We start from the raw sequence: 11,807 nt of genomic DNA, 5'->3' as shown, positions 1-11,807 counted from the left end.
AATCATATTTTCTTATAACAATATAAGTTGCCTTTCATGAATGATATATAGGCGCGCAGATGGATCAATTATTCCAATTTGTCCTGATAACCCGGCAGATCATCAATATAAAAGTCGCTCTCCTCGGGAGAAAGTTTCTCGTTGCCGCTCCATGGCAGTAACCGATAGCGGGACTTACTGTGTGAAAAGTCAACAAACGGGTACTTGATGATGTCGAAGTAGGGGGAGTAGTCAAAGTCGCTGGGGGTGCACAGCTTCGGGTTGCGGCGGAAAAGCTGAATGCCCTGCGCAGAGGTCTTTTTGACCAGGGGAAGAATCGGGTACTGAATTGAGTTAAAGGCTTCCGCAATCATCGTGGAGCAGACAGTTTCCGTAGGCAATCCAGGATGAGAGCGAAACAGAGAGGAGCGCCAACGACGGGGCAGGATGGTCCAGGGCAGTAGAAAGCGAAACAGGTCGAAGATCTGGCGGATGTTGTAGTTGGCGCCCAGTTGCCGGATGGCGTAATTCAGAACATTCTGCGCGTCCTGATAATTCAGTTCTCTGGGGCGACATATGCGGACATGATCTCGGTCGTAGCTGGATAGGGGGCGCACCACGGTGCCTCGACCTAACTCACTCTCGACGATAAGCTGTACATTGGGTTGGCCATCGTAGTATTCGGAAATTCTCTTGCGCGTATAGGGGCTTTCAACTTCATGCAGGCGGCCGATGTACAAGGCGGCGTGCGACCAGCGGCTTTGGGTGACGACCTTGATGACTTCGCTGACTCGGGAGCGACCTTCCACCAGAATGACATCGCACGGACGAATCTCATGACGCAGGCGGTCGAAATTGCTCAAAGGGATCTCTGCCGCTGGTTTTTCTCTGACCAGCCAGTCCACAAGCGTGTCGAAAACTCCGGTTTTTATGCCTGCGCCCATTTTTCTACTCTGCGCCCACCTGTAAAAATCCTTTATGTGTTGATTGCATCGCCAGTGATAGTTCCCATCACTTTATACTAAATATATAGCATGGGCTTTATATGGCCGCATAGCATGAAAAAACGGGTTTATATATCTTTAGCGCCTTTATCTTCCGGGTCTGCATTTTGAGCGGCTCGCAGCTCTCTTTTCCAGCTTTGCACCGCCACCTGTTCTTTGGACAGCTCAAGAATGTCGACTATGAGTTCTATCACTTGGTCGTCCAACTGCATTAAGGCGCCGCCGCTACGCAGGTTAAGCTGTTCAAAACTGCTTTTGACGCCATCAATATTGTCAGGGATCTCCAGATCTTCCATCAGGTTGGCGATGGTGCTGACTACAATGTCGGCGATGGTGTCCTCCAGTCTGCCGGTGATATTGCTGCCAATAAAAGGAATGGCGTTGACCCGCCTGAAATTGGCATGGGACTGCATGGCGTCGGTGAGACTGCGACGCAGCTTGGCGACAAGTGGGTTATCCGGGTTGGAGCGCATGTTGCCGGACAGCTGAGTCACCATGTGCGACCAGGTTTCAGCCAGTACAGGTAGTCTTGGCTCGACGATTTTTTCCGCGATACGCCGTCCAATTTCGGAGTCATGACGCAGATCTTCCTGGATGCCGGAAATAACCTTGACCACTACCCGGTCGCTAAGCTCTTCGAGGAATACGTTGTAGTAAAAAGCGAAAAACGTGAATAGACGCGTGCTGGTGACGTCGATAATTTTGTATTTGTGCAGGCGATAGATAATGGAAAAGACGCGCAGGAAACGCAGTAGTCGAGTGGAGCCCAACGGTATGCAGCCAAGCAGGTCATACCAGTGCAGAAAGGGAAAGAAGTACCAGCGCTCGAATGTTTTTTCTTTGATGGCGACAAACCAGCGCAGCATAAACTCTGAGATAAACAGAGAGACGAATGCGAGGTCCACCAATAAAAAGTTCTCATGCATCAACACCAGAGGCTCATGCAGCCAGGGAGTGTAGTTGCGCGTCAGAAACTGCATCGCCGCTGTATCGAATAGAGCGTCAATAATAATCAGGGACAGGTTAATGATCAGCATAAAGAGCATGAACAGATCGAGGGCGATCCATATTCCCTGGCGGCTTTGCCTGAGGTGCTCGTAATCGACTTTTAGCAAACAGCGCTCCTTGAAGTTGTGTTTATTTAATTAGATAACACGGCTAGCCTATTTAATAAAGGCGTTCGCGCGCGTTAGTATGTCGCATTATTTGGCGTGCGGCGTTTAGAAAATATAGGCGCGTGGGCGCGTTAAACAGGTTGGCAAATGGAATCGGCGGCGAATTGAGTGCATGACTATGACTGATCAGGATAACAACCCTAATTCCCCAAAGCAGGTGTCACAAAAAATAAAGGACTCAGCGCGTCAAATCTGGCTGGCTGGATTGGGCGCCTACAATAAGGCGGAAGAAGACGCAGGCAAAGTATTTGAGAAGTTAGTTCAGGAGGGAGAGGAGTTGGAGAAGAAAACCCGGGGCGTGTTTGAAAAGCAGTTGAAGGCGGTTGAAGACCGGGTGGAGGAGGTGAAAGACAAGGCCAACACCACTTGGGATAAGCTGGAGCAGGTCTTTGATCAAAGAGTCTCGCGGGCACTGCACCGCTTGGGCATGCCTACCTACAAAGAGTTTGAGGCGCTACGTCGGGAAATTGAAGAATTGAAAGCGAAAATCGACGATCTTGAGAAGTCGAAAAAGAGCGGCGAGTAGCGTAATGCTCTTTAAGCCTGTTGTCGGGCGCTAAGTGAGATACTCCCGGCTCATCGCCATTAGCGCCTGCCTTTCTCCGTCGCGCAGGTAAGGCGCCACCAGCGACATTACCTGATATACCCCGTGCGATAAGTCGATATCCTGTGCGTCCGCAGGGTGGCGAATGAGGTCGAAACTTGGCCAATAGGTAATGGTCAGGACGATATTGTTGCAAAGCGCCTCCAGTTCTTCGTTGCTGCCGATCAGAATCTCTTGATCGCGAAGACTGGAGCATATCGTCAGGGAGGCTTCTGTCTTCTTATGAAGGATTTTTTTAAAGCGGGGGCGGATGCGTTCGTAGCGTTGCAGAATATTGACCAGATCTTTGTAGAGGAAGCGGTATTCGGCGATTCTTTCAAAGATCAGGTGTAGAAACAGCCATTGATCTTCAATGCTTATCTCCACATTGGGAACATCCAATAATTCCAGCATTTGCTGTTCAAAGCGCGCGAAAAGCTCATGCAGGATTTCGGTCTTGTTTTTGTAATGGTAGTAAAGGTTGCCGGGGCTGATATCCAGTTCATCCGCAATCTGCAGGGTGGTGACGTTGGGCTCGCCGAACCGGTTAAATAGGTCCAGACTAATGTGGATGATGCGCTCCCTTGTTTTCATGCAATCTTTTTTAGCATCCTGTGGTTTCCAAGTCCCGATAATAATTCACTTTTCGCGTGTGCAAGGCAATTCCAAGCAGTGAAAATCGATAATTATTGCCCTAAGTCCATGGGGCGGACGGCGTTACTTCAGGTCAAAGTCAGCCCAGATCGGGCAGTGGTCGGAGGCCTTCTCCATACCGCGAATCTCATAGGATACGCCGGCGTCGACGCAGCGAGCAGCCAGTGGTTGCGTGGCGAGAATCAGGTCAATGCGGAGACCGCGTTTGGGATCGTCCTCGAATCCACGACTACGGTAGTCGAACCAGCTGTAGCGGTCTTTGACGTCAGGAAAATGCTGACGGAATGTGTCCACAAGGCCCCAGTCTAAAAGACGGTTCAGCCACTCGCGTTCTTCTGGCAAAAAGCTGCACTTTCCGGTTCTTAACCAGCGCTTCCGATTCTCTTCACCGATACCGATGTCGTTATCCGTATGCGAAACGTTCATGTCGCCCATTACCACTATCGGCTGATCCGGTGAGCGTTGTTGCAGGAAGTCCAGCGTTCCGGCGTAAAAGCGCTGCTTGTTGGGGAATTTGTCGGGGTGGTTTCTGCTCTCACCTTGAGGGAAATAGCCATTGCAAACGACAAGGGTTTGATCGCCAGCGGCGTATTCGCCAACAATCCAGCGTTTATGTGCTTCTTCATCGTCGCCTTCAAACCCCTTAATGCAGCGTAACGCGGGTTGCTTGCTAAGCAGAGCGACGCCGTAATGGCCTTTCTGTCCGTAATATTCCGCTTGATAGCCCATCTCGTTGATGGCCTCAATGGGAAACAGGTCGTCAATGACTTTGGTTTCCTGCAGGCCGATGATGTCCGGCTGGTATTGGCTGATAAGCTCTTTCAGCTGATGAAGACGTGAACGTACGCCGTTTACGTTGAATGAGACGATCCGCATGATAAGTACCTACCGGAAAAGGGAATTGTTTCGACATGTTGCGGGCCAATATACCGAACAACGTTGTCTATATGAAGAACCAAATCCTTGCAGTAGACGTATAGATATGAAGCATGTAGGAGCGACGCTTCTATTCCGCTGGTTGAGTCGTATACGTTTATTAGTATTTGGAGGCTGAAAGTGGAGAACAGCAAACGTCCCCAGGTTGGCGTCAGCGCATGTTTAATGGGAGAGCAGGTCAGATTTGACGGCGGCCATAAGAAGTCTTCTCTGTTAACTGACCGGTTGCGCGACGTGTTTGACTTTCAGGCTTTCTGTCCAGAGGTGGCCATCGGCATGGGCATCCCACGTCGTCCGATTCGCCTGATAGAACGGGACGGACAAGTGCGAGCGGTAGGTTCGAAAGATGCGGAGCTGGACGTTACAGACAAGTTGGCGTCTTACGCGATGTCGCTGGAAGACAGAATCTCGCGTTTGGATGGCTATGTCTTTATGCAGAAGTCGCCGAGCTGCGGAGTCTTCAGAGTGAAACTATATAATGAAAGCAGTGACGCCGTTATTGGCTCCAGGGCGGGAATATTTGCAGAGAAAGTGATGCAGGCGCATCCCAATATGCCGATCGAGGAAGCAGGGCGGCTAAATGAGCCGGCGTTACTGGAAAACTTCGTCGTGCGAGTCTGTTGTTATCGCGAATGGAAAGATCAAGTACTGGCTGCTCCTTCGCCGGAGAAGCTGCAGCTATTTCACCGCAGATATAAGTATTTATTGATGGCGCATCATTTACAGGATCAAATTCTGTTGGGAAATATCGCCGCGCAAGCCAGATCGGCCTCGATGAAAGGCGCGCTTGAGCAATACGAAGCTGTTTTGATGCGCTGTCTGGCTCACAGGGCGCAACGAAAGAATCACTTTCATGTGCTAACCAATATTTCCAAAGTGTTGCGCAAGACGATGAATGGCTGGCAGAAGCAGGAGTGGGACGCCGTATTGACGGATTACCGCCATGGCGTTATTCCGCTGGTGGCGCCACTGACGCTACTGAAACACTACTGCTCTGCGACGCAAGATGGATTTCTCGCTGAGCAGGTCTATCTGCAACCGTATCCTTCCCATTTAGGGTTGAGGAACGCTATTTGAGTGAAGCCTGTCAGGCTTGTTTTTTCATGGGGAGGTTAGCGCCTCCCCGATGATTCACGGCTTGCGGTAGAAGTGGGCGATGGTTTCGTCTTCAAACTTATGGAAGAAGTTGCTGACTTCGCCAATGCGAACATATCGAGGGCGCGTGCGTTCGGGATCTGAAGGCTTTTGCATGACTTTGATATCCTCATAAGCGCCTTTGATCTTGGAAAAACGCGCTTTCAGCGCACAGCAGACGACTTGCTCCGGTTCTAAATCATGGCGTTCAGCCAGCATTGTTTTGATGGATTCCTGATCAATGGTTTCCGTGCTCTCTTGTGTATGAAGGTGATGAGGGCGAACCCGGTTTATCATCATTTGTGAGTAACTTTTCGGTTGTTTTCTTGCGAGCAGCCTGAATTGCTCCCAAAAGTAGTTATCCGTTAAGTAGCAGAACTCATTGATATCAGTGAGGCAGGACCTCACATACTCTCCCACGTCCGGTTGACCGATGACTTCCTCCATCGCTTGTCGCAACAGCCAGTCAAAGCCGATGGAGGTTTTGTGCCCATAAACCTTGCGATACATCTGGTGACGGGAGTAAACGAAATCTTCCAGCGCGCCCAGTCCTTTCGGCGTGATGGCGAGGCCCATCCAGTCGGAGTCTGGGTCCCAGCCTACATGCAGGTTTTTCAGCAAGTGGTCAAGGTTGAAGCCGCCTATTGTCACTGAAGAGTGGAATCCATCTCGCAACATATAATCCGCACGATCAGCGTCAATTTCACCGGAGACAATCAGACGCAGCAGGCGGACAATATGTCGCTCTGGCTGCTTGGGCGTTTCCGTTGAGCTACTGAGCAGTGGCCAGATTAACTCGGCATGCCGGGCAAAATTCGGGGATACTGCGCCAGTAGTTGTTTCCATCAGCGCGCTGACATCAAGGGCGGAAAAGGGCGTCTGCTCAACATATTGAGAATTTAGGATTTCCCAGGCGCAGCGAACGGAATAGTGCTCATGCTCCAGCTTATCCGGTCGTACCGGGTACAGAGCGGCCATGTCGTTATCGCTGATGTTGGCCTGAGCCCACAAACGTTGAAACGGTTCACTGGTTCCCAGCATGGCGGCGATGCTGGGGACTTTCGAAAACTGGTGAGAGAAACTACTATGCCCGCAGTCGTGCAACAGACAGGCCAGTCGGGTCAGCTTATTGAAAAAATCAATCGACGCCAGAGGCAGGGAAGAGGATGCCTGAGTTATTCTGTGCCTGCGCATGCAGGACTCCATTAATCCCCTGAACATTTTGTGTCCAACATGCATGACGCCGATGCTGTGAAGGAAACGTGAGTGGGTCGCGCCAGGGAACACCAACGAAAGAATATCGTTTTGACAAATGTGGCGTAAACGTTGGAAGAGCGGGTGATCGATGACGCGAACTTCGTGCTCAAATAGCGTGATTGCGCCGTGTACGGGGTCCATTATGAGGCGATCTCTGACGCCCAGAAGATCGTATAAGAACTTATCCATGCTGAATTATTAAGAAATTGGATAGAGAGAAATGCGTATAAAATCTCATAGGGGCAATTAGTATGATAATTCTAATTTTTGACATTATGTTGCAAATGTATCTTGCAGGTCGAGCGGTTGTCCGCTAAAAACAAAGTAACGAGCTACAATAATATTCACTATGCCAGCTGTCGACCTACCCCAGTGTATAAAAATAGCTTAATAAGTAAGTGGCGCATGAGCCATGGCTGATCTAGAGGAAGCTCTTCTCATCATCGACTCCGACGAGGATGTATCCCGTCACATGAAGGAACACCTTACGTCCAAGGGGTTCCATGTGGTGCATTGTGCGTCGGTCAAGTGTTTTACGGATCTCAAGGCGCAGGTCACTCCCGACATCATCATCGGGGATCTCACTTCAGACGACATTAAGTCGTTGTATTCGCTTCTAAAAGACGTTCACCCCAGACCCCCCATTGTTATTCATAGCAAACGTGCAGGCGCGGAAGATATCCTGGGCGCACTGCGCTCCGGCGCATCTGACTATATCGTCAAGCCTGTGGCGGATGTCGCAGTGTTGGACGAGGCCATTCAACGACAAATCGATCAAGTGCGCGTGTATCGCGAAAACCAGCAGTATCGATATGACCTTGAACTGGCTAATAAAGAGCTGCGTGCAGGGTTGGAGGAATTGCAGGCGGATCAGCGCGCTGGTCGTCATGTGCAGATGAAAATGCTGCCTGAGCGGGAAGTGGAATATGGCGGCATTCAGTTTGATCACTGCATCAAGCCGTCTCTATATCTCAGTGGCGACTTTTTTGATTATTTCCGCTTAAGCGGCGATAAGATTGCATTCTATTTCGCGGACGTTTCCGGTCATGGCGCTTCGTCCGCCTTCGTGACGGTGCTGCTTAAAAATCTGAGCAATCGACTGCAGCGTAACCTGCGTCGCCAGTCCAGCGATGACATTTTATACCCGGACCGCTTTTTGAAGCGGGTCAACGCCGAGTTATTGGATACGGACCTTGGCAAACATCTCACAATGTTCGCTGGCGTCATCGATCTACAAACTCGGATGTTGAGCTATTCCATGGGGGCCCATTTTCCCATGCCGGTAATGTCCGTGAACGGCGTCAGTCGTTATCTGGACGGCAAGGGGCCGCCTGTCGGCTTATTTGATGATCCGGTTTATCCCTTGTACGAAGAGCCGCTGGCGCCGGGATTCTCCCTTGTTATCTGCTCCGATGGCCTGCTTGAGGTGATTAATGCCAAATCACTCGCAGAAAAGGAGCAAGCATTGCTTGAAACCGTGCAGGAGGCGCGTCACACTATACCTGAACTGGAAAAAGCGTTCGGGTTGAGGTGGATTACCGAATTGCCCGATGACATAGCAATCGTGTCTATTATGGAAACGACGGTGTAATTGATGTCAGGGTATAAAATACTCCAGGCGGAAAAGCAGGGTGTTTACGTACTGAAGTTTATCGGAGAGATCCGACTGAATTTGTGTTCTACATTGGACCATTTGATCGACGAAATGAAAGAGGATCAATCTTTCATAACGGTGGTCATTGATCTTACAGAGACGAGTATTGTCGATAGTACGACACTTGGCCTCCTCGCAAAGATTGGGATTTTCGCCAAAAAGCACCGCAAAATTTTACCCACCATCGTATCCACCAACGAGGACATTTCTCGCTTGGTGTTGTCGATGGGGTTTGATCAGCTGTTCATTATTGTTGAAAAAGCCGCCACGGATATTGCGCACCTCTCAGAAATCCCGATTCTGCTAGCGTCAGAGCAGGAAGTGCGTGAGAAGGTTCTCGCCGCGCACAAAGTTCTGATGGAGCTGAATGAGAGTAACCGAGCCGCCTTTAAAGACTTGGTGCAGGCGCTGGAATGTGATCAGGGTCCTGCTTCCTCCGTATCTTATTGATTCCTGTAAATATTGATGTGAGGGGCGTTGCTGGTAAGCGCCCTTGGTCGTGTTAATACCTTCCCAAGTATCTCTTCTCGGATTGTCATATCTTTTTTGTATAAGCGTCTATAGCTGAGCTTTAATCATGCTGCCTATACGCTATCTTTCTATGATGGAATGAGCAATGGCGTAAAGGGCGGTGGATATGCTTTCTAAACTAGAAAAGTGTTAGAAAACTTCCACTTGGACGCTTACACTGGCGTTAAATGACAACCTAAACACAGTTAGTTCTATGGAAAAATCACAAAAAGTCACTGTTCTCGGCGGTGGCAGCTTTGGCACTGCACTGGCGAATATTGCGGCGGGTAACGGTTACCCCACAGTTCTGTGGATGCGAGACCAGGAGCGCGCTGCGGAAATGAGCAAGACTGGGGAGAACGCCCGATACCTTCCGGGAGTTAAGCTGAACGGAAGTTTAATCTGTACGTCCGACATGAAAGAGGCGGTGGCCAACAGCGACTTGGTGTTGGTGTCCGTGCCTAGCAAATCCTTCGGCGATGTGGTGAGGGATGCGAAGCAGTACGCCAAACCTGGACAATTCTGGCTGAGTACGACCAAGGGAATTGATGAGAAAGGTTTCAAGCTGATGAGCGATATCCTGCGGGAAGAATTGACCGAGCAGGAAATTGGCGTAATCAGTGGCCCCAACCTGGCGAAGGAAATTGGACAGGAAAGTCTGGCCGCCACAGTGGTCGCCAGCAACAGCGAGCCGGTAAGGACTCTGGTGCAGGATGTCCTGAGCTGTCGTTACTTTCGTGTTTACGCCAATGTGGACATGTATGGCGTAGAGCTGGGCGGCGCGCTGAAAAACATATATGCGATCATCGCGGGGCTGGCCTCCGCGCTGGAGCTTGGTGAGAACACCAAGGCAATGTTGATTACGCGCAGCCTCGCGGAAATGAGCCGTTTTGCGGTATTCATGGGCGCTAATCCGATGACCTTCCTGGGGCTGGCTGGCGTTGGCGATTTAGTGGTGACCTGTAGCTCGCCTCTTAGCCGTAACTATCGCGTCGGCTTCGCTTTGGGTAAGGGCGAGAAGCTGGAGGATACCGTGGCGGCGTTGGGGGAAGTGGCGGAAGGTGTTAACACCACGCGTCTGGTGCGGGACAAATCCCGGGAGCTGGGTGTGGAGATGCCTTTGGTGGAGGGGCTTTATAAGATTATTTATGAGCATTTCCCCATTAAACAGGTGGTTTCCCAGCTTATGCTGCGGGAGCAAAACAGTGATGTTGAGTTTGTATTGCCGCGCTCGGAAGCCAATTGAGGGATTCTTTCATGCGAACCTGTTTTCTTATGCGTCACGGTGAAGCGGAAATGCGAGCGCCCTCGGACAATCTGCGCGAGTTGACTGCCTATGGCCGCACGCGTACGCGAGAAGTCGCGGAGCGACTGGCGAGCCATCATGACGGCGAGTTGACCCTATTACACAGCCCTTATGTGCGTGCTACCCAGACTGCTGAAATAGTGGGTGAGGTATTTTCCCGAATCACGTCGGTGCATGTTATGGAATTGGCGACTCCAGATGATGATCCCAGGGCGTGCCTAGCGGCATTGGAGTCTTTCGCGAGTCAGAATCTGATTCTGGTTACTCATATGCCGTTAGTGGCGGCGCTTGCTGCGTTGCTGGAGCATGGCGGGACTTTCCCTTCTACAGGGTTCCAGACCAGCGAAATTCGTGAATACGAAATGCCGGTCTGGGGGCTGGGGTGTGCGAGGGAAAAAAGCCGAATTTATTGAGCTAACAGCTCTTTCAGCACCCGAGCGGCGGTTTCAAGATCTTTTTTCCTGGTATAGAAATGAGGGGAGAAACGAATGCCGCCGCCACGGGATGCGCAAATGACGTTTTTATCCATCAACTGCTGGTGAAGCTCAGGCATACTGTGTCCCTGGATGGTAAAGGTAAGGATGCCGGCGCAACGATCTGCATCGTTTGGAGTAATGAACTCAATACCGTCGATGTCGGATAGCATTGCTTTCAATGCCGTGACATTGGTGCTGATCTTTTCATAAACCGTTTCAATGCCCACTTCCGCTAGCAACGCCAAGCTGGCTTCCAGAGCGAAGATTCCCAACATGTTTGGGCTGCCGCACTCGAAGCGGGTGGCGTTGGGCGCAGGTTCCCAGGTGTCTTTGCTGTAGTCGCCACGATCTTTCACCATGTGCCAGCCGTATTGAGTAAGTTGCAGGCTTTCCAGGCGCTGTTTGTTAACATAAAAGACGCCAAGCCCCTCTGGACCTAACATCCACTTATGGCCGTCCGCCATTAAGAAATCAATATTGTCCCGCTGAACATCGGTAGGGCAAACCCCCAGGCTTTGAATGGCGTCTACGCAGAACAGGATGCTTCTGCGCTTCAGCTCTGCGCCCAGAGAGGTCAGCTCCATCTTCAAGCCCGTGCCGTATTGTACGGAGCTTATGGATACGAGGCGCGTTTTGTCAGAAAGGGCGTCCAACACTGCCTGCTCTGGCGTTTCGGCCTGCATCAGTTTGGCTTGCACAACGCGAACGCCAAATTTTTCCTGTAGGGACTCCCATACAATGCGATTGGAGGGGAACTCTTGATCGGAAATCACCACTTCATCGCCTGCTTTCCAGTCCAGGCCATAAGCGACGAAAGACAGCGCTTCTGATGTGTTTTTGACTAGAGCGATTTCGTTGATGCTTTCGGCGTTTACCAGATCTTTGAGCAACAAGCGCAAAGAACGCTCTTTCTTAAGCCACTCAGGATAGTAGGTGGCGCCAGTCTTGAGGTTTTCCCTGGCGAAGGTTTCGATGGCGGCTACGGCGCGCGAAGGCCAAGGGGCGACTGCTGCGTGGTTGAGATAGGTGATGGACTCGTCCAGAGGAAATTCATCGGCGACCAGACGGTCAAAAGAGGCGTTGTCTAAAGGCATGGGTAATATCCGCGTTTTGTCGCCGTAGCGGCGACGGTTATTCCG

12 protein-coding genes are annotated in these 11,807 nt (G+C 50.9%); 6 read left to right on the top strand and 6 right to left on the bottom strand.

Going from position 1 to position 11,807, the window contains the following annotated elements; genetic code table 11:
* Positions 1-68 precede the first annotated feature (68 nt).
* A complete protein-coding gene (locus EUZ85_RS20455) occupies positions 69-923 on the bottom strand; it encodes a YiiX/YebB-like N1pC/P60 family cysteine hydrolase (RefSeq protein WP_127971420.1) in 855 nt (284 codons plus the stop codon).
* Between the two features lie 128 nt (positions 924-1,051).
* Entirely contained in the window at positions 1,052-2,098 is a 1,047-nt protein-coding gene (locus tag EUZ85_RS20450) for a hypothetical protein (RefSeq protein ID WP_127971418.1), read from the bottom strand.
* A 172-nt stretch (positions 2,099-2,270) separates the two neighbouring features.
* Here EUZ85_RS20450 and EUZ85_RS20445 point away from each other — a divergent pair, with 172 nt between their 5' ends.
* Complete coding sequence (locus tag EUZ85_RS20445; protein WP_206617929.1) at positions 2,271-2,684, top strand: phasin family protein; 414 nt, start codon at positions 2,271-2,273, stop codon at positions 2,682-2,684.
* A gap of 30 nt (positions 2,685-2,714) precedes the next feature.
* Here the strand turns inward: EUZ85_RS20445 and EUZ85_RS20440 are convergent, their stop codons facing one another.
* Entirely contained in the window at positions 2,715-3,335 is a 621-nt protein-coding gene (locus tag EUZ85_RS20440; RefSeq protein WP_127971416.1) for a TetR/AcrR family transcriptional regulator, read from the bottom strand.
* 123 nt (positions 3,336-3,458) lie between these two features.
* Complete coding sequence (xthA, locus tag EUZ85_RS20435) at positions 3,459-4,271, bottom strand: exodeoxyribonuclease III (RefSeq protein ID WP_127971414.1); 813 nt, start codon at positions 4,269-4,271, stop codon at positions 3,459-3,461.
* 180 nt (positions 4,272-4,451) lie between these two features.
* On the opposite strand from xthA, the gene EUZ85_RS20430 reads away from it, so the two are divergent.
* Positions 4,452-5,408 (top strand): DUF523 and DUF1722 domain-containing protein, encoded by a 957-nt coding sequence (locus EUZ85_RS20430; RefSeq protein WP_127971412.1) that lies wholly within the window; start codon positions 4,452-4,454, stop codon positions 5,406-5,408.
* Positions 5,409-5,462: 54 nt separating this feature from the next.
* On the opposite strand, the gene EUZ85_RS20425 is transcribed toward EUZ85_RS20430, so the two are convergent.
* Positions 5,463-6,911, bottom strand: coding sequence for an HD domain-containing protein (locus EUZ85_RS20425; RefSeq protein ID WP_127971410.1), 1,449 nt, complete (start codon positions 6,909-6,911; stop codon positions 5,463-5,465).
* Between the two features lie 223 nt (positions 6,912-7,134).
* On the opposite strand from EUZ85_RS20425, the gene EUZ85_RS20420 reads away from it, so the two are divergent.
* The 4 genes from EUZ85_RS20420 (at position 7,135) to sixA (ending at position 10,605) form a co-directional block, all read left to right on the top strand.
* A complete protein-coding gene (locus EUZ85_RS20420) occupies positions 7,135-8,313 on the top strand; it encodes a SpoIIE family protein phosphatase (protein WP_127971408.1) in 1,179 nt (392 codons plus the stop codon).
* Positions 8,314-8,316: 3 nt separating this feature from the next.
* Positions 8,317-8,826, top strand: coding sequence for an STAS domain-containing protein (locus tag EUZ85_RS20415; protein WP_127971406.1), 510 nt, complete (start codon positions 8,317-8,319; stop codon positions 8,824-8,826).
* A gap of 274 nt (positions 8,827-9,100) precedes the next feature.
* Positions 9,101-10,132 (top strand): NAD(P)H-dependent glycerol-3-phosphate dehydrogenase, encoded by a 1,032-nt coding sequence (locus EUZ85_RS20410; protein WP_127971404.1) that lies wholly within the window; start codon positions 9,101-9,103, stop codon positions 10,130-10,132.
* A gap of 11 nt (positions 10,133-10,143) precedes the next feature.
* The gene (sixA, locus tag EUZ85_RS20405; RefSeq protein WP_127971402.1) at positions 10,144-10,605 is read left to right on the top strand and encodes a phosphohistidine phosphatase SixA; all 462 of its coding nucleotides are present in this window, start codon (positions 10,144-10,146) and stop codon (positions 10,603-10,605) included.
* Here sixA and EUZ85_RS20400 read toward each other — a convergent pair.
* On the bottom strand, positions 10,599-11,762 hold the full coding sequence (locus tag EUZ85_RS20400) for an aminotransferase class V-fold PLP-dependent enzyme (protein WP_127971400.1): 1,164 nt from the start codon (positions 11,760-11,762) through the stop codon (positions 10,599-10,601). The two genes, sixA and EUZ85_RS20400, sit on opposite strands and share 7 nt — an antisense overlap.
* Between the last annotated feature and the right edge of the window lie 45 nt (positions 11,763-11,807).

Source organism: Hahella sp. KA22 (assembly GCF_004135205.1).
GTDB lineage: Bacteria > Pseudomonadota > Gammaproteobacteria > Pseudomonadales > Oleiphilaceae > Hahella.
Note: the sequence above shows the minus strand (reverse complement) of the source record. Positions and strands in the feature narration are given on the sequence as shown.

Bases quoted from the DNA above. Each gene is read 5' to 3' on its own strand.
- EUZ85_RS20415 (WP_127971406.1), top strand. From the start codon at position 8,317: ATGTCAGGGTATAAAATACTCCAGGCGGAAAAGCAGGGTGTTTACGTA.
- EUZ85_RS20440 (WP_127971416.1), bottom strand. From the start codon at position 3,335: ATGAAAACAAGGGAGCGCATCATCCACATTAGTCTGGACCTATTTAAC.
- EUZ85_RS20445 (WP_206617929.1), top strand. From the start codon at position 2,271: ATGACTATGACTGATCAGGATAACAACCCTAATTCCCCAAAGCAGGTG.
- EUZ85_RS20420 (WP_127971408.1), top strand. From the start codon at position 7,135: ATGGCTGATCTAGAGGAAGCTCTTCTCATCATCGACTCCGACGAGGAT.
- xthA (WP_127971414.1), bottom strand. From the start codon at position 4,271: ATGCGGATCGTCTCATTCAACGTAAACGGCGTACGTTCACGTCTTCAT.
- sixA (WP_127971402.1), top strand. From the start codon at position 10,144: ATGCGAACCTGTTTTCTTATGCGTCACGGTGAAGCGGAAATGCGAGCG.
- EUZ85_RS20400 (WP_127971400.1), bottom strand. From the start codon at position 11,762: ATGCCTTTAGACAACGCCTCTTTTGACCGTCTGGTCGCCGATGAATTT.
- EUZ85_RS20410 (WP_127971404.1), top strand. From the start codon at position 9,101: ATGGAAAAATCACAAAAAGTCACTGTTCTCGGCGGTGGCAGCTTTGGC.
- EUZ85_RS20455 (WP_127971420.1), bottom strand. From the start codon at position 923: ATGGGCGCAGGCATAAAAACCGGAGTTTTCGACACGCTTGTGGACTGG.
- EUZ85_RS20425 (WP_127971410.1), bottom strand. From the start codon at position 6,911: ATGGATAAGTTCTTATACGATCTTCTGGGCGTCAGAGATCGCCTCATA.